Here is a 21724-nt window from a genome sequence, read left to right as displayed (position 1 = left end):
TTATGAGCTAAAGATATTGGAAGTGGCATTAACTCTTCTGTTTCATTACAAGCGAAACCAAACATTATACCTTGGTCTCCTGCTCCAACCTTTTCTATTTCATCTTCAGCATTTTCACCTTCTCTATTTTCTAAGGCTTCATCAACACCCATAGCTATATCGCCTGATTGTTCATCTATTGCAGTTATTACTGCACAAGTATCACAGTCAAATCCATATTTAGCTCTGTCATACCCTATTTCTCTTACTGTTTCTCTTACTAATTTAGGAATGTCTACATATGTATTAGTACTTATTTCTCCTGCTACTAATACTAATCCTGTTGTAGTTGTTGTTTCACAAGCTACCCTTGCATGTGGATCTTTCTCTAATAATGCATCTAGTATAGAATCTGATATTTGGTCACAGATTTTATCTGGATGCCCTTCAGTTACTGATTCCGACGTAAATAAATGTCTTGCCATTTGTATCTCCTCCTTAATATAATTCATTTTATTTAGATTTGATTTCTAATCATTTATAATGATTTTCACTAAAATACAACCTAATTAAATCTTAAGAGCTAGGAGTTTAGTAATTATTTATCTAATAAAAAAACCTCTTCTTATTAAGAAGAGGTTAATTATTTCGTATATGCTAATTAACTAACCTCATCTCTCAAAACTATAAAGTCTTGTAGGATTTAGCACCTTTTCCCTAATGGGTGGTTGCTGGGCTTCACAGGGCCTGTCCCTCCGCCGCTCTTGATAAGGTAATCAAGAATTTATTAAGTTATTATTTTGTATCACTAACTTATATATTACTACCTTTTTTATATACTGTCAATCTTTTATGCAATAATTTTTTGCTTGTCTATTCAAACTATCTTGTATCCTATTTAATAATTTTTTCATATTATATCTTATAAATCTATATAGGTCTTTTTTTATCCTATATTTCATATATTCTTGTGAAGGGGGTGTTCCTATGTATCTGGCCAAGGTCAATTATAATAAAGAAAATGTTGTTGAAATCCTTTGTTCTGTACTTAGAGACATAATAAATGATAATACAGTTGTGGTCTGTATAGGAACAGATCGGGCTATAGGTGATGCTCTTGGCCCTTTAGTTGGCACTATGCTTAAAAATAGCGACTTTAATTTCCCTGTCTACGGAACCTTAGATAATCCTATTCATGCTTTAAATATATATGAGTCTATCGAACATATAAAAAAGGCTCATCCTAACGGAAATTTTCTAGCTATTGATGCATGTCTGGGTGCAAAAAATAATATAGGAAATATCCAAGTCAGAGAAGGCCCTATTCTTCCTGGCAAGGGGGTAGGTAAAAAATTACCTCAAATAGGAAACTATTCTATTGTAGGTATTGTAGATAAGATAGATGAAAATAATAGATTTTCTTTTAATAACGTTCGACTTAGTTTTATATTAGAACTTGCCGAACTTATATCTTTATCTTTACTTCTTTCTACATGACAAATCAATATTTAATATAGCCTGTTCTTTAGATTAAATTTTTATAGGTTAGGCTATTTATCTGCTTTTTATTATTTTTAATGTTCTGCATACAAATTTTGACATATAACATATTTCAAAACAATTTTACTTGATTGTTTTATCTAATAATTTACTTACATCATATATCAATCTTAGAAAAATAAAAATAAGGCTATTTCCTTAAAGGAAATAGCCTTATTTTTATTTTTCTACAAGAGCAAACATTAACTCTCCACTACATACTAATTCTTCATTAACAAAAGCTTTTGCCAAAGCTTTTCCAATATTTCTTCTTATAGATGTCATTTCAACTTCCATAGTTAATGTATCCCCAGGTCTTACTTCTTTTTTAAATCTAACTTTATCTATACCTGCAAATACACCTAATTTTCCTCTATTCTCATCTACTGACATCATAGCTACACACCCTACTTGAGCCATAGCTTCTATTATAAGTACTCCTGGCATTATCGGGTATTCTGGGAAATGACCTTGGAAAAATGGTTCATTTACACTTACATTTTTTATACCTTTAGCTCTTTTTCCCTCTTCTAATTCTATTATCCTATCTACTAATAAAAATGGATATCTATGTGGTATTAATTCTTTTATTTGGTCTATATTTAACATTTAAGTACCCTCCTAATTATCTCCTTTTGAAGGTACCTCCTGTTTCAAGTAAATCTAAAGAACTTAAAGCAATTCCTGTACCTTTTGCAACACAAGATAAAGGTTCATCAGCCACTACAACTTTAATTCCTGTTCTATCTTCTATTCTTTTGTCTAGTCCATATAACAATGAACCTCCACCAGTCATTATTATTCCAGTATCACTTATATCTGCTGCTAATTCTGGTGGTGTTTTCTCTAGGACAGAAAGCGTTGATGCAACTATCTGCTCTGAGCATTCATTAAGAGCTTCTAGCATCTCAGTTGAATTTATAACTATGGATTCTGGTAATCCTGTAATTAAATTACGTCCACTTATTTTAATGCTCTTTTCATCTTCTCTTTTATATGCACAACCTACTTCTATTTTGATTTTTTCTGCAGTTCTTTCTCCTATAAGAAGGTTATATTGTTTTCTGATATATCTTACTATAACTTCATCAAATCTATCTCCACCCATTTTTATGGATTCACTAACTACAGCTCCTCCTAGAGATGTCACCGCAATATCTGCTGTTCCTCCACCAATGTCTATAACCATGCTTCCATTAGGTTTAGCTATATCTACTCCTGCTCCTATAGCCGCTGCTATTGGTTCTTCTATTATATATACATCTCTCGCTCCAGATTGTCTTGTAGCTTCTTCTACAGCTCTTTTTTCAACATCTGTGACCCCTGTAGGAACACATACCATTATTCTTGGCATAAAAAATCTACCAAAACCTTTTTTATCTACAGCTTTATCTATAAAATAAGTTAACATTTTTTCAGTTACATCATAATCAGAAATTACACCATCTCTTAGTGGTCTTATAGCTACTATATTACCAGGTGTCCTTCCTATCATTCTTCTAGCTTCTTCTCCTACCGCTAAGACAGATTTAGTTCTTTTATCGATTGCTACAACAGAAGGCTCTTCTAATACAATCCCTTTTCCGCTAACGTATACAAGAACATTAGCAGTACCTAAGTCTATCCCTATGTCCGCTCTAGACATGTTCTCAACTCCTTTTTGCATATTTTATATCTAAACGACTCATTGTCTAAAACACTCCTATAATACAAAATATACAAAAATACTACTTTAGTCAAGAATAATAAAAAAAATGTAGGCTTAACCTACATTTTTTTTGGAGCTCTTTTCATATTTAAGCTTTGTAGCCATTCCTCCTCTTATGTGTCTTTCAGATTTATTTTTTTCTAAAACCATCTTAACTTCTTTAGCTAGAGACGGGTTTATTTCTTCTAAACGTTCTGTTACATCTTTATGTATTGTACTTTTACTAACTCCAAATGTCTTCGCTGTTTGACGAACAGTTGTATTTTTCTCTAGTATATATTTAGCCACAACGATTGCTCGTTCCTCTATATGAGATCTCAAAGCTTTCCCTCCTCACATACTAGCCTTAATCATATATATGTGAAAAAGAAAAGAAATATAACAGACTTAACCAAATTTGATTAAGTCTGTTATATTTTATTTTATTAAACTCATTGGATCTATTGATTCTTTTCCTTTGAAGGCTTCTATATGAATATGTGGTCCCTCTGCACTCTCAACTACAGATGTATTTCCTGCTAAAGCTATTACATCTCCTTCTTTGACTGCTTGTCCGTCTTTAACTTTAATATCTTCACTTAAATTAGAATATATTACTGTTTTACCTTCACTTTCAACCTCAACTGACATACCATTAGCATCATCTTTAAAAATGTTAGTTACTTTTCCTGATAATAAACTTTTTATACTTTGTCCTTCTTTACAACTTACGTCTAGACCTTTATGCACTTCCCATAAGTTCAATGTTTCTGAGTAACTAGGTTCCTTTGCTGAATATTCTCTAATTACTTTTTCTCCTACAAATTCAAGTTTCGATGTTTTTTTAACCTCTTTATTTTTTGCTGTTTCTAAGTTTTCCTTTGATTCTGTAGAAGTTGGCACAGCTTCTTTATTTTCATTTTCTATTAGATGAACTTCATCTTCTTTTTTACTATTTTCTTTATCATTTACTATTTCATTATTTGATGCTAGGTCGTTAACATCATTCTTTACAAACCAAACTCCTCCGACCGCAAGTAAACTAATGCATACAAATAATGCCAAATAAAATCCATCTTTTTCTAGTAGCTTTTTCATACAGCACCTCCAAATATATTTATGTATTTGTATTCTTATCTTTTATTTATATTTTTATACAATTTATACATATTTTGGATTAATTAAAAATGAATTTTATCTATTAATATATATGAAACTGACATATTTCCAAAGATTTCTCCCGTTTTTTTAATACCTTTTTTATACTTTTAAAATTCTTGCTATATTATCTGTACAAACTATTAACAGTTCTATACTTAATATAAAAAAGAGCTTGATAAAAGCTCTTCTAATTAATATAAGTCTGTTATATCTGTTTCTTGATAATAATGATTTAGTATTTCATAATATCGATACCCTTCCTCTGCCATACCTTGTGCTCCCCACTGACTCATTCCAACACCATGTCCATATCCTTTTACTAAAAAATCTATATGATTCTCTCCAAATTTTAATTCAAAATTGGAGGAATTTAATTTAAATATACCTCTAATTTCTCTTCCTCTAATCTCCTTATTCCCAATTTTTATTTTATCTACAGATCCACCATCACTTCTATTTAAAATTTTTATTTGATTCTCTAGGTTAGATGGATTTAAACCTGCATTTTTATAATTACTATTTATAGCATTTATAAAATCTTTATTGCTTATCTTTAACTCAGAAGTATATTTAGGAGAGTACTCTTTATCATAAGGGCTTTCGACAGATTGTAAATATGGATATGCTTGTGCAAATACTTCTTCACAGTTTTCTGTCTTTCCTGATGATGTAGAGAAATACAGTGTAAGTATAGGTTCTCCCTTATAAGTTATTATCTGACCCTTTGTATCTCGTACTGCTTGCTGTATTTTAGGGTAATATTTATCCATCCAATCTTGTCCATTCTTTTCTTTTAATTCTTCATAATTCTTATATTCTTGGCAATGATTATAGTCAGTACATACGACTGCATTGCTATGCTGATTTGATTTTCCTTGATTTTCTTTATACATTACATAAGTTCTTGCTGCTACAGCTTGTGCTTTAAGAGCTTCAATATTAAAGTCTACAGGCATCTCTCCTGCTAAAACTCCACATAAATATTTTTCTATATCCATCTTCTCAGTCTTATTAGTTTTATGATTGTATATATTTATTAAAGGAGCTTCTTTATCAACTGTTTCATAGTTGATTATCTTTTTTTTAGAATTGCTTAATGCCGATTCGTTTTGTATAGCCTCTATCCCATCGTAAGATACTACACTTAAAAATACAGGAACTGCTATAGACAAACCAACTATACTTCCTAAAAATACTAAAGGGTTATTCATATATTTTCCTCCTTAGTTAATTACTTGTACTTAAAATATATGAATAACCCTATTTATTTATTACTATTTATTTTTAGTCTTCTATTATCTCTATGTTTCCACCTAAAGCAGTTATTTTCTTATCTATATCAACATATCCTCTTTGTACGTGATATATTTCTCCTATTTGAGTTTCTCCTTCTGCTATAAGTCCACATAATATAAGTGCTGCACCAGCTCTTAAATCTGTCGCATTAACTTTAGCACCATATAATTGGTTTACTCCATTTACTATTGCGCTCTTTCCTTCTATTTTTATGTTTGCTCCCATTCTATTAAATTCGGCAACATGCATAAATCTATTTTCAAATACAGTTTCTGTAACTACCCCAGTTCCATTAGCTATTGTAAGCATAGCCATGAATTGAGCTTGAACATCTGTTGGGAATCCTGGGTGAGGTAAAGTCTTTATATCTATTGGCTTTAACACTTCAGGTCCTATAACTCTAACTGTATTATCTTTTTCTATTATTTCACATCCAGCTTCTATTAATTTAGCTGTAACTGGTTTTAAATGTTCCATCATTACATTTTCTATTGTTATATCACCTTTTGTCATAGCTGCTGCAACCATATAAGTAGCTGCTTCTATTCTATCAGGTATTATTGTATGCTCTGCACCTTTTAATTCTTTAACACCTTTTATCTTTATAGTGTTAGTTCCTGCACCTTTTACATTAGCTCCCATTTCATTTAAGAAATTAGCTAAATCTACTATTTCTGGCTCTTCTGCAGCATTTTCTATTATAGTTGTTCCTTCAGCTAAAGCTGCTGCCATCATTATGTTTTCAGTAGCTCCTACTGATGGGAAATCTAAGTATAATTTAGTACCCACTAATTTATCAGTTGTAGCTTCTACGAATCCATGATCCATATCTACTTTTGCACCTAAATGCTTAAATCCTTTTAAATGTAAATCTATAGGTCTTGTTCCTATAGCGCATCCTCCTGGCATAGATATTTTTGTGTGGTTAAATCTAGCAAGTAATGGCCCCATTACTAAGAAAGATGCTCTCATCTTACTTACTAACTCATATGGTGCTTCACAAGTAGTTATGTTGCTTGCATCTACTGTTAAAGTGTTATCCTTATATTCTACTTTTGCTCCTAAGTGTCTTAATAAATCAGATATAACATGAACATCTTTTAAGTTAGGTACACACTTTAAAGTTGACTTACCGTTTGCTAATAACGTCGCCGCTATTATTGGTAACACTGCATTTTTAGCTCCGTCTATTTTAACACTTCCATTAAGTGGATTACTCTTTTTTACTATTATCTTTCCCATTTTTATTGTCTCTCCTCATAATTAATAATCTAATTTTATAATAGGTGTAGCAATATAAATTAATGTTTTATCTTCGTCTTCGCTATACCTCATCCCTATATTCAAATTAATATTATTTCCTAAATATTCTAAGTCATTTCCTTGTAAGATCTTACTATCTGCTGTAACAGATATAAAATTTTCCTCTTGTATTCTATCTACTTCTTGTGCATTCATATTATATAATATTTTCGTTAAAATATCATCACATTTGCTTAAATGTAACTTTTCTGAATATTCTCCAGATATACATGTATTTATATCTGCATTAATTGCAAATTTTTCTAATGTATTCTCAAGAACTGTATAAACGCCCACTATATTTTTATATACTTTATTCTGTAATATGTCAACCATTATGTGAGCCTCTTCGTCATTTTTCTTTATGAAAATTATGGAAATGCTTTCATCTTCTATTTTACCGCTTAAATGAATCTGTTTCTCATCTTTATTCCATATTTCTTCCCATGCTAAATCACTTTCTTCTAGTCCTAAATTATTAAGTATTTCTGTGCACATATCAACCATTTCTTCTTTTGATATGTTGTAATTTATAGAACCATTTGCTTTTATGTTATAAAAATTGAACTTAGCCTCTGTGTTTATAAATGTTCGTATTAATTCATTATATTCATTTTTTGATTTTGTATCCGCAAAAGATATTAGTATACCCATCATCATTAATATTAAAAATATACATATCATTTTAATTAGTTTCATGTAAAAGCCCCCATTAATTTATATATTATACTTAAATTATTAACATTTTTGGATATCATATACAAAAATAAAGCACTAAGATGACTTTAATCATCTTAGTGCTTTATTTTATTATTATGCTATATATTTATTTGCAAATTCCTTGAATTCCTCAACATTAGATCCTAAATATTCTTCAAAATTAATATTTTTTTCATCTAATAATAATCCTAAATTATATAAAAACTCTGGTATTTTATCACTAGCTATATCTCCATAAACTTCCCCAAGTTTTACGTTATCTTTTTTAGCCACACCACCTACATATAAAGTAAATGCTTCTTTTAACTCTCCATCTATTTTTTTCTTTTTACCTCCAAATCCAATTATACCTATTTGATGAGTTCCACAAGAACTTGTACATCCTGATATATGAATTCTTGGTAATTTATTTGTTGTATAGTTTTTCTTTTTGAAGTAGTCTAATATACTATGTAATAAACCTTGACTCTCTCCTATACCTATCTGACAAGTAGGGACACCTATACAACATGAAGTTTGTTCTATTGGAGTATTTCCACCCATAGTTTTTGTTAACTCTAATATATTTTTAGCTTCCTCTCCATTAAGATTTCTAAAATAAACACCTTCGCTCATAGAAAGTCTTATTTCTAAATCTTCAATTGACTCTAAGGCATTTATTAATGCTTCTAAGTCAGTTAGTTTTAGCTGTCCTCCAATTGGATGAAGATATACACTATATAATCCCTCTTGTTTTTGAGGTATTAGTCTTATATCTTGTAAATCTATTTTTGATCCTTGCTTTTTACAAGTTTTATTTTCTATATTTAAATCTAAATTTTCTCTTTCTTTTACTTCTTTTAGATGTTTTTTATAACATTTTAAGAACTCTTCTTCACCCATACTAGCTACAATATATCTTGTACGAGCTTTATTTCTATTTTCATAGTTACCCTCAGCTATAAATAACTCTATCATAGCTTGTACATGGTATAAAACATCACTCTTTGGAACTAACTCATCATATTCCACTGCTTTTGCAGGATTCTTACCAATTCCACCTGCTATATAAAGCTTGAAAAATTCTTCTCCATTTTCTTTTACTGCTAAGAAACCTAAATCTTGTACAGTACAGTTAGCTGTATCTTCGCTACTATTTGAGAAAGATACTTTTAATTTTCTAGGTAACTTATATTTATATATGTCTTTCATTAAATATTCATTTACTTTTAAAGCATATTCTGTAACATCAAATGCTTCCCCTATTTCTACTCCTGATAATGGTGATAAGGCAACATTTCTAGGGAAATTTCCTCCTCCACCTCTTGTATATATACCATGCTTTAATCCATCTTCCATTATGTCACAAACTTCATCTATTCCTAAGCCATGTAATTGTATAGCTTGACGAGTAGTTAAATGTACTTTATCTAGATTATATTTTTTAGCGCAATCATATATATATTTAAGCTTTTCTATATCAAGAACACCACTTGCTGTTCTAAGTCTTATCATAAATTCTTTACCACCACGATGAGCATATACACCCATTCCTCCTGATGCATGTTTGAATTCATTTACTGAAATTTCACCATTTACAAATTTATGACCTTTTTCCCTAAATTCAGGTATCTCATTTAATAATATATCTCTTAGCTCTTCCAATGTGTTTCCCTCCATTATAAAATAGGTTTTATTTAAATTGTAAATCTATGTAAGTACTTTGTAAACCCTAGCACCTATGCGATATTTTTATGGTTACTATATAATAATTTGATAGTTATTTTTATAACTATTGAATCATTATATATACATAACAAATTAATATAAGAACATGCTTTTGTTATATACTAATATTAATATTATGTAGCTACAAAGAATATATATTCTAAAAAATAAAAAGTTTGATTCCCTAATGTAGACAACGACTTCATCCGTTAATTAAAGTGTCCTTTTAAAAATTTTAAACTTATTAATATATCTTATATATGAATTTTCAATAGTTCTATATTTAATAAAAAATCTTTGTATGTAAAAAAGAACTACCTTAATAAGGTAGTCCTTTATATATCTTTTAATTTAGATTTATTCAACTGTTACTGATTTAGCTAAGTTTCTTGGCTTATCTACATCACAACCTCTTTCAACTGCAACGTAGTAAGATAATAATTGAAGTGGTAAAACTGTTAATATACTTGATAATATATCATCCACATTTGGTATATATATTACTTTATCAGCAGCTTTTTCAACTTCCTTATTCTTTTCTTGAGCTATTGCTATAACATAAGCTCCTCTAGCTCTAACTTCTTCCATATTAGATACCATTTTTTCAAATAGTTCTTCTTGAGTAGCTATAGCTATTACTGGAGTTCCTTTTTCTATTAAAGCTATTGTACCATGCTTTAACTCTCCAGCAGCAAATGCTTCAGCATGTATATAAGATATTTCTTTTATCTTTAATGCACCTTCCATAGCTAAGTTATAATCTAATCCTCTACCTAAGTAGAAAGCACTACTTGCTTCTCTTAATGTTTTAGCTACATCTTCTTTTATATAAGTTTCTTGTTCTAATGCTTTTGAAACTTTTTCTGGCATTTCTTTTAATTTTTCTATCATTTCATTGTATAACTCTTTTGTTATAGTTCCTTTCTTTATAGCAAAGTCTAGTGCTATCATGTAGAATGAAACTAATTGAGTTGTGTATGCCTTAGTTGATGCAACAGATATTTCTGGGCCTGCCCACGTATAGAACACATCATCTGATTCTCTAGCTATAGAAGAACCAACAACGTTAGTTACTGATAATATTCTAGCTCCTCTTTCTTTAGCATATCTTAATGATGCTAAAGTATCAGCAGTTTCTCCAGATTGACTTACTAATATTAATAAAGTATTTTCGTCAACAAATGGATCTCTATATCTAAATTCAGATGCTATATCAGTTATTACTGGTATCTTTGCAAACTTTTCTATAGCAAACTTTCCTACAAGACCTGCATGATATGCTGTACCACATGCAACTATATAAACTTTATTTATTTTGTCTAAGTCTTCCTTAGTCATTTTTATATCATCTAATTGGATTTCTCCATTTTCATTTAATCTTCTTATTAATGTTTCTTTAACTCCGTTTGGTTGTTCGTATATTTCTTTTAACATGAAATGTTCATATCCACCTTTAGATGCAGCTTCAACATCCCAAGTTATTTCTGTAACTTCTTTTTTAACTTCTTCTCTATTTTCATTTAATACTGTTAATTTATCTCCAACTATATGAACAAACTCTCCATTTTCTAAGAAGTATACATTTCTAGTATACTTTAGTATTGCAGGTATATCTGATGCTATAAAGTTTTCACCTTCACCAAGACCTACTACTAGTGGGCTATCTTTTCTTACTGCAACTAATTCACTGTTATTATCTTTACATATAACACCTAATGCATATGCTCCTCTTAATCTTTCAGTTGCCTTATAAACAGCATCTAATAGATTTCCTTCGTAGTATTTATCTACTAAGTGAGCTACTACTTCTGTGTCTGTTTGAGATAAAAATACTACACCTTCTGCTTGTAATTCTTCCTTTAATTCCATGTAGTTTTCTATTATACCATTGTGAACTACTGCTATTGTCTTATCCATATTGAAATGAGGATGTGAGTTTACATCTGATGGTTCTCCATGAGTTGCCCATCTAGTATGTCCTATTCCTAATCCACCTTCTATAGGATTTTTTTCTAAATCTTCAGCAAGTATTGATAACCTTCCCTTGAACTTTCTTATTTCTAATTCATTTCCAGTGTTTACTGCAACACCAGCCGAGTCATATCCTCTATACTCTAATTTTGAAAGTCCTTCTACTAATACTTCTGTTGCTTGTCTGTGTCCTAAATATCCAACTATTCCACACATATTAAAATTCCTCCTAAAAATATTTTTTGTTTTATATATTTTAAGAGTTAGGTCATATTTACTTAAGTTTTCCCTTTGTCCAAAGAATTACTCCCTTGTTTTAAAGAAACTTTTACGATGGTAAATTCACCGCAGAGCATCCGCCGATAATTCGATAAACTCTGTCCTCGTCAACTTAGAAATTTTATAAAGTATTTCTTATAGCTAAGTTCTGGCGCTTTATAAAGTGAATACTAAGAAATATCTTAGTAATTCACCCTTTTAACTTTTACGCTTGGGTGATACTAGGCCTTAGCATTCACTTTTTAAATTACGATAGTTTTTCTTGTATAATGTTAGCTAAATTTGTAGCTAATTCTTTTATTTGACCTTCCTCTTTACCCTCTAACATAACTCTTACTAATGGTTCTGTTCCTGATGGTCTTATTAATACTCTTCCACATCCATCTAGTAATTTTTCTATTCTTTCTATTTCACTCTTTATTTCTGGGTATTCCATGTATCTATTTTTATTTTCATTCTTTATTCTAGCATTAACTAACACTTGTGGATATTGAGTCATCACTGCTGCTAATTCTGATAACTTCTTACCTTCTTCTAATACTATTTGGGCTAATACTAATGAACTTAATACTCCATCTCCTGTAGTATTATAGTCTAAGAATATCATGTGCCCTGATTGCTCTCCACCTAAGTTAAATCCAGTGTTTTTCATTTCTTCAAGTACATATCTATCTCCTACAGCAGTAGCAGCTAGATTTATTCCATGTTCCTTAGCTGCTATAGTAAGTCCTATATTACTCATCACTGTAACTACTAATGTATCCTTTGCTAACTTACCTTTATTCTTTAAGTGTATTGCACTTAATATCATTATATGGTCGCCATCTACAATGTTTCCATTTTCATCAACAGCTATTAATCTATCTGCATCACCATCATATGCAAGACCTAAGTTAGCATTATTCTCTACAACAGCTTTTTGTAATCCCTCTGGATGTGTTGAACCACACTTATCATTTATATTATTTCCATTTGGTTGACTATTTATTGTTACAACGCTTGCACCTAATTCTTTAAATATTATTGGTGCAACATTATAAGATGCTCCATTGGCACAGTCTAACACAACTTTTAATCCTTTAAAATCTACTTTTACTATAGATTTTAAGTAATCTATATAGTCCCTCTGTGCATCATGTACATATACCTTTCTTCCAACATTTTCTCCCACTGGAAGATAATCAACCTTTTCTATATTGTCTATATAATTTTCTATTTCTAATTCTACAGAATCATCTAATTTATATCCATCTTTATTGAAGAACTTTATACCATTGTATTCAACTGGATTGTGAGATGCTGATATAACAACACCACAATCAGCTTCATATTTTCTAGTTAGGTATGCAACTGCTGGTGTTGGAACTACCCCAACTGTCATTACATCACATCCAACAGACATAAGCCCTGCTATTAAAGATGCTTCTAACATATCTCCTGATACTCTTGTGTCTTTTCCAACTACTACTTTAACTTTTTCTTTTCCTTGAGCTAGTACATATCCTCCAGCTCTACCTAATCTGTATGCTAAATCGCAAGTAAGTTCTGTATTTGCTACACCTCTTACTCCGTCTGTTCCAAAATACTTTCTCATAAAAAATCTCCTTTCGTGAAGAAAAGCTCGTCAATTATAATATATTATTATACACATTTAAGTGTTCTTAGTTCCAAGTTTATTCCATAAAGACATTTTAATACATATATAAAAAAAGGACAATAGAATTCTTTCTATTGTCCCCTTTTTTGTAACTTTTTATATTATTTTATAGAACTCGATCCTTTTTGTAAAGCTTCCTTATTTAATGGAACGAATTTTTCTTTACTTGGTCCAAATACTTTCTTGAATGCTTCTAAAACTGAGTCTACCTCTACTGTTGGTTCAGTTTTTAAATAAGCCCCTAACATTACCATGTTAGCAACTCTAGGATTTCCTAACTCTAAAGCTATATCATTAGCTGGTATATAATAAACATCAACATCATCTCTTTCTACTTTTCTTTCTATAAGAGAACTGTTAACTAATATTTTCCCACCTGGCTTAACTTCACTTTCAAACTTATCAAGTGATGGTAAGTTCATTACTATTGCACAAGTTGCATCTCCTGCTATAACTGGAGAACCAACTGGCTTACTAGATACAGTTACTGAACAGTTAGCTGTACCTCCACGCATTTCTGGTCCATAAGATGGTAACCAAGAAACTTCTTTACCTTCTAGCATGCCTGCATATGTAAGTAATTGTCCCATAGACATTACCCCTTGACCACCAAATCCTGCACATATTACTCTAGCTGTAGACATATTACTTCACCTCCTCAGCGATTTCAACATCTTTTATATTGCCTATTGGATAGTATGGCATCATATTATCTCTTAACCATTGTAATGCATCATTTGGATTTAATCCCCAGTTAGTTGGACATGTAGATAGAACTTCTACTATACCAAATCCAAGTCCTGCTTGTTGTACTTCAAATGCTTTCTTTATAGCTTTTTTAGCTTTTCTAACATTAGCAGGAGTATCTACAGAAACTCTTTCTACAAACACTGCACCTGGTAATGTAGCTAGCATTTCACTCATTCTTATTGGGAATCCTTGCTTATCTATTTGTCTACCATATGGAGCTGTTGTAGCCTTTTGTCCAACTAATGTAGTTGGAGCCATTTGCCCACCAGTCATTCCATATATAGCATTATTTACGAATATTGTAGTGAATTTTTCACCTCTAGCTGCTGCATGAACTATTTCAGCTGTACCTATAGATGCTAAGTCTCCATCTCCTTGGTATGTAAATACTGTCTTATCTGGATGAACTCTCTTTATTCCAGTAGCTGCTGCTGGAGCTCTACCATGAGATGCTTCTTGCATATCACAATTAAAATAGTTGTATGCTAAAACTGAACATCCAACTGGAGCTACACCTATAGTGTCTCCTAATACATCTAACTCTTCTAATACTTCTCCTACTAATCTATGGATTATACCATGAGTACATCCTGGGCAGTAGTGTGTTTGAGCATCTGTTAATCCCTTAGTTTTCTTAAATACAACTGACATTATCTAGCACCTCCTACAGCTAATTCACTTTCCATTACTTCTTTTGCTTTATTAGCTATACTTTCTGGATCAGGTATCATTCCTCCTGCTCTTCCGTAGAAGTGTACAGGTAATCTTCCTTCAACAGCTAATCTTACATCCTCTACCATTTGTCCCATACTCATTTCAACAGTTAATAAGTTTTTAGCTTCTGGTATTTGATTGAATGCTTCAAATGGGAATGGCCATAAAGTCTTAGGTCTTATTAAACCAGCTTTAATTCCTTCTTCTCTTAACATATCTATAGAGTTTTTAACTATTCTTGCTGTAGTACCGTAAGCTACAAATACTAATTCAGCATCTTCAGTCTTATACATTTCATAATCAACTTCATTTTTTTCTATTTCTCTGTACTTAGCTTCTAACTTTATACAGTGTTTTTCTAATTCATCTGGTTGTAAGTATAAAGAATTTATTACATTAGGCTTTCTTTCTCCTTTAGTTCCTACTGTAGCCCAATCTTTAGGTTTTAATTCTCTAGTTTTAGGAGCTTTAAATTCTACTGGCTCCATCATTTGTCCTATCATACCATCTGCAACTACCATGACTGGAGTTCTATAGTAATCAGCAACATTGAAAGCTTCCATTATCATATCAACAGCTTCTTGAACTGTAGCTGGAGCATAAACTGGAGTTCTATAGTCTCCATTTCCTCCACCTCTTGTAGACATAAAGTAGTCAGATTGAGAAGGTTGTATTCCTCCAAGTCCTGGACCACCTCTCATTACGTTAACTACAACACATGGTAATTCAGCACCTGCTGCATAAGTTATACCTTCTTGTTTTAAAGCTATTCCTGGTGAAGATGAAGAAGTCATAACTCTAGCCCCTGCTCCTGCTCCACCATATATCATGTTTATAGCAGAAACTTCTGATTCAGCTTGAACAAATACTCCTCCAACATTAGGTAATTCTTTAGACATATATTCTGGTAATTCATTTTGTGGTGTTATTGGATAACCAAAGAAATATTTACATCCAGCTTCTATAGCTGCTTTCCCAAATGCTTCGTTACCCTTCATAAGTATCTTAGCCATTTACAAATCCCCCTTATATTTTAATTAGTCTCTCTCAACTGTTATAACTGCATCTGGACACATAGTCGCACAGTTTGAACAACCTATACATTTATCCATTTCTACTACTGTAGCTGGATTGTATCCCTTTTTGTTGATTTTGTTATTATCCATTACTACTATTTGCTTTGGACATGCAGCTACACATAATGCACATCCTTTACAAAGGTCTTGATTGAAAGTTACAGTTCCCTTAGCCATATTCCTTTGTCCCCCTTAGAAAAATTTATAATTATTTTACTAATAAACTACATCCAAGCTTCTCTCATATAAAGCTTGATAGGGAAAATTTCTCCCTCTAAACCTTCTGGAAGTTGTGGAACTAATTCTTCTAAACATACTATATATTTAACTGGTATATCGTACTGTCTAGACACTTGCTCAACTAATTTTTGACCTTTTAAAACATCATCAATTGTAGTTGACCTTACTAAATGTGTATTGTTTACTAGCCCAGTAACCTTAAGACCAGAAGATTTCTCAATTGCTCTTATATGACCTATTACATCTTCTACTGACTGAGTATATTCTCTATTAGCGTTTACTACACAAAACATATCGTAGTCAGCTTTTTCTATTAATTCGTGGAATCTACCTACCACTCTAGCTCCTACGTTGTCCCCTCCCACATCCATAACATAACTATAAGAATTATCTGTTATTGGTGACATTATTTGAGGAGATATAGCTGGTAAATCTAAAGTTGGTGCGTCTATTGAACTATATATAGGAAGGATATCTAAAGAATTTAATAAATCCTTTTTTTCCCTTGTTCTAAAATAAACATTTACTACATCTAAATCTGATAAGGCAACTTTACCTTCTACCTCATTTCTTAATTTGGTAACATAGTTCATAGCAAACTCACTTTTACCACTACCATAGTGTCCTATTATAATTCTTATCCTCTTATCATCTCTTATCATTAGTTACCACCTATTAAGTCAATTTTGTATTTATATTAAATTTATATCATTAACTATATTGAACTTCATATCCATAATTTTTGGGTTCTTCTTCTTTATTTAATACTCTAAGTCCACCTTGAGCTAATGCTATCATTTCATCTTCACCTGGGTAAACTTTTACATCAGATATAAAATTAACTCTCTCTTCAATCATTCCTGTAAACATCTTAGAGTAAGCTATTCCACCAGTTAAAAGGATTGCATCTACATTACCTTTTAATACTGATGCACAAGAACCTATTTCTTTACTTACTTGGTAAGCCATAGCTTCATATACTAATTTAGCTTTTTCATCACCAGCTTCTATTCTAGATTCAACTTCTCTACCATCATTAGTATTTAAGTATCCTACTAGACCACCATTTCCTTTTATCTTTTTCTTTATTTCATCTTGAGTGTATTTTCCACTAAAGCACATCTTCACTAAGTCTCCGACCGGTAATCCACCACTTCTCTCTGGCGAAAATGGCCCTTCTCCATCTAAAGCATTGGCAACATCTATTACTTTACCTTTTTCATGTGCTCCAACAGATATTCCTCCACCCATATGTGCTACTATAAAGTTACAGTCAAAATACTCTTTTTCTAATTCTTTAGCTGCTCTTCTAGCAGTAGCCTTTTGGTTTAAAGCATGGAATATACTCTTTCTATCTATATCTTCACTCCCTGATATTCTAGCTACATCATCCATTTCATCTACAACTACTGGATCAACTATGTAAGATGGTACATTTACTGCATCTCCTATTTCTTTTGCTATAATTCCGCCTAGATTTGATGCATGTTCCCCTAATACACCAACCTTTAAGTCATCAATCATAGCTTCATTAACAATATAAGTTCCACCTTCTATAGGCTTAAGAAGTCCACCTCTACCTACTACTGCATCTAAATCAGATGTTTTTATTCCACCTTCTGTTAATGCATCTTCAATCACTGTTTTTCTAAACTCAAACTGATCTGAAATCTTCTCATACTTGCCTATTTCTTCAGAAGAATGTCTTAAAGTTTTTTCAAAGACTAAATCCTCATTATCAAATACTGCAATCTTCGTTGATGTTGAACCAGGATTTATAGTTAATATTTTGAATACCTTATTCAATTGTGTTACCCCCTTAATAAACTAGGCTTTAGCTGCCATTAATACCCCTAATGCTATAGAATTTAGTTTAGTTTCCTCATTGTCTGCTCTTGATGTTAATATAATAGGCGCTTTAGCCCCTACTATCACACCTGCATTTTTAGATTTTGAGAAAAATACTAATGATTTATATAATATATTTCCAGCTTCTATATCTGGAGCTAATAATATATCTGCTTTACCTGCTACTGGATGATTTATTCCCTTATGATTTGCGGCTTCTATTGATACAGCATTGTCTAATGCAAATGGACCTCCTACTATGCATCCTTTTATTTCGCCTTTTTCACACATTTCTTCTAATTCTTTGGCATCTATTGTATCTTGCATTTTAGGATTTACTTTTTCTTTAGCACATAATGCTGCTACTTTTGGTGTGTTGATATCGAGTGCATGAGCTACCGTGCATGAATTTTCTATGATTTGTTTTTTGATATTTACATCTGGTGATAAGTTCATAGCTGCATCAGTTATAAAGAATAATCTATCATAACCTTCTACATCAAATACAGCTACATGGCTTAGTACATTCCCTGTTCTTAAACCAACCTCTTTATTTAATACAGCCTTTAGAATTATAGATGTATCTACTAAGCCTTTCATTACCATATCAGCTTTTCCTTGAGATACTAATTCTACTGCTTTTAATGACGCTTCTGATAAATCTTTTATATCTTTTAGTTCATAGTTATTAAGGTCTATACCTACATCATTTGCTATTTCTCTCGTTTTTTCTATATCCCCTACTAATATAGCCTTTGCTATCCCTTCTTTTCTCGCCATTTCTACTGCCATTAATACCTCTTTATCTTGGCAACATGCTACAGAGATAATTTTAGGACCTCTTTCCTTAGCGAATTTTATTACTTCTGTAAAGTTTTTCATCTAATCCACCCCATTTTGTATGCAATAAATATAGATTGGTACGTTTAGCTTTTAATAAACATCTCTATCCCCTTAATTCTGTTAATTTTTAAGCTAATTACTAATTTGTCTCATACCTATATTATATATATTCTACCAACGTTTTCCCACTATATTTATAATTTTTAAATTTTCAGAATTATTTCACTTTTATATAATGTCAATTATCCTTTTAAAAAATCTTCAATATATATCATTATGTATAATTATACCTTTAATAGTTATAATCCTTTATAATTGACAGATTTTTAATTATTTTTTTATTTGCTGATATGTTAGTAAACTATTTTAGTAAATCTAAGAGCCATATTATTTCATATTAATTAAAAAAGACATAAGAAAAATACTATATTTTCTTATGTCTTTATATTATTATATCTCACTTGGATCTATAACTATTTTATTAAATTTATAACTAGAATCATATTCTATCTTATATTTTTGATTTTCATTTGGCTTAGATAAATCTATGTATAGTTTTATATCTGATTTTTCTAAGTTTTCTATTGTGCTAGGATAATCAACAGTAACCTTTACAGATTCTGGAATATCGATATCTGATGTATTCTTACCATCTGAATTTCTTAATTCTATTTCATCTTTGCTATAAGTAAATTCCTTCTGTAATGATTTATCGCCATTAAGCTTTATAGTAATATATTTTGTATCTGATGATATACCTTTTGGAATATTTAACTCTACATCCTTAGGAAATCCAGATGTTATATCATCTAAATTAACCTCTTTAGTTTCTATATATTCTATACCATCGATTAAATCTTTACTCCCTTTTATGATGATATTGCTTTTACTAAGCTCATAACTCGGTACTTTTTCATTATCTGATGTATTTTCTTTTAATTTAACCCTTATTGGAACAGTTTTTTCTTTTAATAACGTTGCTGATACTTTTAATGTTGATTGATATAACTTTACGCCTTTAACTTTATTTCCATTTTTATCTACTGGTGTTAAATTAATTTCACTTGAAAAATCTTGTGTTCTTGAGCCTACATCTAATACTCCAATCACTTTAGTTACCTCATTCACTAAAGTCCTTGGACCTAATACTTCTATGCTCTTTTTATCTCCATCTATACTTACTTTATCTATATTACCTTTAGAATTTCCTTCTAATTTAACTTCTATATTTTTATTTTCTTGTACTATTTTATCTAAATTAACTGCTATAACATTACTCTTTAGCTCATGAGTCATTCCTGGCAAAGTCGGTACCCTTAAGTATACTTGATTTTTTCCTTCCATAGGATTTTCTATAGTACCATAAACATGTATATCTTCTTTTTTTACCTTTTGTATCTTAGATAATTTGCCGGAAATAGAAACATCAATAGTCAATTCTCCATCTGGATAAATTACAAAACCTTTTTCTTTTAATTCATTCATATTACTTATAACTATAGGGACATTCTCAAATAGCTTAGTATCCGTCGGATCCACTATTGCCATTACATATAGCCATAATGTTATTGCGCTAAGCAGGGATATTAATTTTATTTTTGTATTATGCTTTAATTTATTCATCATTTAAATATCCCACCTTTTAAAAAGCTTTTTTCATCAACTTTAGGCTTTAAATTTTTCTTAAGTATACTTTCCATTCTTTCTTTTGGTATATTTCTATATATTTTTCCCGCTTTTGCAATTGATACATCCCCTGTTTCTTCTGATACTATAAGGGATATACAGTCAGAAACTTCACTTACTCCGACTGCTGCTCTATGTCGTGTTCCTAGGTCCTTGCTTAAGTCTTTACTCTCTGTTAAAGGAAGGAAACATGCAGCAGCTTTTACCTTTGAGTCTCTAATGACAACTGCTCCATCATGTAATGGTGTATTTGGAATAAATATATTAATTAGTAATTGTCTCGAAACCTCTGCATCTATTATAGTTCCCGTATTTATTATATCACCTATCTTAGTTTCTCTTTCCATTATAATAAGAGCTCCTATTTTTTGTCTTGATAGTGAATATAAAGCCTCGACAATTTCTTCTATCATTTTATTAAATGTTTCTTCGGATGTATTAGGACTTCCTTTTAGAAAGAATTTAAATCTCGTCCTACCTATATGTTCAAGTCCTGCCCTAAGTTCTGGCTGGAATATTATTATTGCAGCTAGAAAACCAATCTCAAGAGCATTTACTAATAACCAGTGAAGTGTATGCAATTTAAAAGTCTCGCTCAACTGAGTTGCTACTAATAAAAATATTATTCCTTTTAAAACTTGCTCTGCTCTTGTATCCTTTATAAACATAAATATTTTATAAAATATATATGCTACTATGGATATATCTATAATATCATTTACAGTTACTTTATTGATAATATCCAAAAAACCACTGAAAAAAGAATTTATATCCAACACAGTTTTGTCCTCCTGTTTGACAGCTTCTTCATTACTCTATTAAGTATTATACTATATTAATATAAGTATATACAAACTATTTAGCTCCTATCATTTGTATAATTTAAAAATAAACATAAAAAAAAGTTTCACTATAGTGAAACTTTACATTGGTGAGCGCACAGGGATTCGAACCCCGGACACACGCCTTAGAAGGGCGTTGCTCTATCCAGCTGAGCTATGCACCCATGTAATTAAAATGGAGCGGGAAACGAGATTCGAACTCGCGACTTCAACCTTGGCAAGGTTGCGCTCTACCGCTGAACTATTCCCGCAGATTCAATGGCGGGAATAACAGGACTCGAACCTGTGACCCATTGATTAACAGTCAATTGCTCTACCAACTGAGCCATATTCCCGCATATTAAATTAAGTGGCGACCTGGAAGGGACTCGAACCCTCGACCTCCAGCGTGACAGGCTGGCATTCTAACCAGCTGAACTACCAGGCC

The 21724-nt window shown here is 31.2% G+C and carries 21 protein-coding genes, 4 tRNA genes and 1 riboswitch; of the genes, 1 reads left to right on the top strand and 24 read right to left on the bottom strand.

Going from position 1 to position 21724, the window contains the following annotated elements; all coding sequences use genetic code 11:
- On the bottom strand, nt 1–464 hold a 464-nt coding region (locus tag I4U66_RS14090), incomplete at its 3' end, for an S-adenosylmethionine synthetase N-terminal domain-containing protein (RefSeq protein WP_271894438.1).
- Between the two features lie 183 nt (nt 465–647).
- Nucleotides 648–753, bottom strand: a riboswitch (SAM riboswitch).
- 213 nt (nt 754–966) lie between these two features.
- On the opposite strand from I4U66_RS14090, the gene yyaC reads away from it, so the two are divergent.
- On the top strand, nt 967–1476 hold the full coding sequence (gene yyaC, locus I4U66_RS14085; RefSeq protein WP_092921909.1) for a spore protease YyaC: 510 nt from the start codon (nt 967–969) through the stop codon (nt 1474–1476).
- Between the two features lie 222 nt (nt 1477–1698).
- Here the strand turns inward: yyaC and fabZ are convergent, their stop codons facing one another.
- The 23 genes from fabZ to I4U66_RS13970 all read right to left on the bottom strand — a co-directional run bounded on the left by fabZ (nt 1699) and on the right by I4U66_RS13970 (nt 21724).
- Entirely contained in the window at nt 1699–2127 is a 429-nt protein-coding gene (gene fabZ, locus I4U66_RS14080; RefSeq protein WP_166506110.1) for a 3-hydroxyacyl-ACP dehydratase FabZ, read from the bottom strand.
- Between the two features lie 16 nt (nt 2128–2143).
- Nucleotides 2144–3163, bottom strand: a complete 1020-nt coding sequence (locus I4U66_RS14075) for a rod shape-determining protein (protein ID WP_092921906.1) — start codon at nt 3161–3163, stop codon at nt 2144–2146.
- A gap of 117 nt (nt 3164–3280) precedes the next feature.
- Nucleotides 3281–3547, bottom strand: coding sequence for a sporulation transcriptional regulator SpoIIID (gene spoIIID, locus I4U66_RS14070; protein ID WP_092921904.1), 267 nt, complete (start codon nt 3545–3547; stop codon nt 3281–3283).
- A gap of 96 nt (nt 3548–3643) precedes the next feature.
- Nucleotides 3644–4303: a M23 family metallopeptidase gene (locus I4U66_RS14065; RefSeq protein ID WP_195929260.1), complete on the bottom strand. Its 660-nt coding sequence runs from the start codon at nt 4301–4303 to the stop codon at nt 3644–3646.
- Nucleotides 4304–4557: 254 nt separating this feature from the next.
- A complete protein-coding gene (spoIID, locus tag I4U66_RS14060) occupies nt 4558–5577 on the bottom strand; it encodes a stage II sporulation protein D (RefSeq protein WP_195929259.1) in 1020 nt (339 codons plus the stop codon).
- A gap of 73 nt (nt 5578–5650) precedes the next feature.
- Nucleotides 5651–6904 (bottom strand): UDP-N-acetylglucosamine 1-carboxyvinyltransferase, encoded by a 1254-nt coding sequence (gene murA, locus I4U66_RS14055; protein WP_092921898.1) that lies wholly within the window; start codon nt 6902–6904, stop codon nt 5651–5653.
- 21 nt (nt 6905–6925) lie between these two features.
- Nucleotides 6926–7663 carry a YwmB family TATA-box binding protein gene (locus tag I4U66_RS14050; protein WP_240275474.1) on the bottom strand — a complete coding sequence of 246 codons (738 nt, stop codon included), beginning with the start codon at nt 7661–7663 and terminating at the stop codon, nt 6926–6928.
- A 114-nt stretch (nt 7664–7777) separates the two neighbouring features.
- Entirely contained in the window at nt 7778–9328 is a 1551-nt protein-coding gene (locus I4U66_RS14045; RefSeq protein ID WP_195929258.1) for a nitrite/sulfite reductase, read from the bottom strand.
- A gap of 420 nt (nt 9329–9748) precedes the next feature.
- Nucleotides 9749–11578, bottom strand: a complete 1830-nt coding sequence (gene glmS / locus I4U66_RS14040) for a glutamine--fructose-6-phosphate transaminase (isomerizing) (protein ID WP_195929257.1) — start codon at nt 11576–11578, stop codon at nt 9749–9751.
- A 310-nt stretch (nt 11579–11888) separates the two neighbouring features.
- Nucleotides 11889–13235: a phosphoglucosamine mutase gene (glmM, locus tag I4U66_RS14035; RefSeq protein WP_195929255.1), complete on the bottom strand. Its 1347-nt coding sequence runs from the start codon at nt 13233–13235 to the stop codon at nt 11889–11891.
- 164 nt (nt 13236–13399) lie between these two features.
- Entirely contained in the window at nt 13400–13942 is a 543-nt protein-coding gene (locus tag I4U66_RS14030) for a 2-oxoacid:acceptor oxidoreductase family protein (protein ID WP_195929253.1), read from the bottom strand.
- 1 nt (nt 13943) lies between these two features.
- Nucleotides 13944–14699 (bottom strand): thiamine pyrophosphate-dependent enzyme, encoded by a 756-nt coding sequence (locus I4U66_RS14025; protein ID WP_092921888.1) that lies wholly within the window; start codon nt 14697–14699, stop codon nt 13944–13946.
- On the bottom strand, nt 14699–15775 hold the full coding sequence (locus tag I4U66_RS14020; protein WP_195581979.1) for a 3-methyl-2-oxobutanoate dehydrogenase subunit VorB: 1077 nt from the start codon (nt 15773–15775) through the stop codon (nt 14699–14701). The genes I4U66_RS14025 and I4U66_RS14020 overlap by 1 nt, the downstream gene beginning before the upstream one ends.
- Before the next feature lie 24 nt (nt 15776–15799).
- Nucleotides 15800–16015: a 4Fe-4S binding protein gene (locus tag I4U66_RS14015; RefSeq protein WP_195581977.1), complete on the bottom strand. Its 216-nt coding sequence runs from the start codon at nt 16013–16015 to the stop codon at nt 15800–15802.
- A gap of 47 nt (nt 16016–16062) precedes the next feature.
- On the bottom strand, nt 16063–16740 hold the full coding sequence (locus I4U66_RS14010; protein WP_195581975.1) for an ATP-binding protein: 678 nt from the start codon (nt 16738–16740) through the stop codon (nt 16063–16065).
- A gap of 49 nt (nt 16741–16789) precedes the next feature.
- A complete protein-coding gene (gene buk, locus I4U66_RS14005; RefSeq protein WP_195929251.1) occupies nt 16790–17884 on the bottom strand; it encodes a butyrate kinase in 1095 nt (364 codons plus the stop codon).
- 21 nt (nt 17885–17905) lie between these two features.
- Entirely contained in the window at nt 17906–18808 is a 903-nt protein-coding gene (gene ptb / locus I4U66_RS14000) for a phosphate butyryltransferase (protein ID WP_166506116.1), read from the bottom strand.
- A 411-nt stretch (nt 18809–19219) separates the two neighbouring features.
- Nucleotides 19220–20395 carry a CdaR family protein gene (locus tag I4U66_RS13995; protein ID WP_195929249.1) on the bottom strand — a complete coding sequence of 392 codons (1176 nt, stop codon included), beginning with the start codon at nt 20393–20395 and terminating at the stop codon, nt 19220–19222.
- A complete protein-coding gene (gene cdaA, locus I4U66_RS13990; protein ID WP_092921874.1) occupies nt 20392–21234 on the bottom strand; it encodes a diadenylate cyclase CdaA in 843 nt (280 codons plus the stop codon). Before cdaA ends, I4U66_RS13995 begins: the two co-directional genes overlap by 4 nt.
- 150 nt (nt 21235–21384) lie before the next feature.
- Nucleotides 21385–21461 (bottom strand) — tRNA-Arg (locus I4U66_RS13985).
- Between the two features lie 12 nt (nt 21462–21473).
- A tRNA-Gly gene (locus I4U66_RS13980) sits at nt 21474–21548 on the bottom strand.
- An 8-nt stretch (nt 21549–21556) separates the two neighbouring features.
- Nucleotides 21557–21632: transfer RNA gene (locus I4U66_RS13975), tRNA-Asn, on the bottom strand.
- 15 nt (nt 21633–21647) lie between these two features.
- A tRNA-Asp gene (locus I4U66_RS13970) sits at nt 21648–21724 on the bottom strand.

This window comes from Romboutsia sp. D33t1_170424_H2 (assembly GCF_015669105.1).
GTDB classification, from domain to species: Bacteria; Bacillota; Clostridia; order Peptostreptococcales; family Peptostreptococcaceae; genus Romboutsia_C; species Romboutsia_C hominis.
The sequence above is the reverse complement of the archived record's forward strand: the minus strand, read 5'-3'. Positions and strand labels throughout refer to the sequence as shown.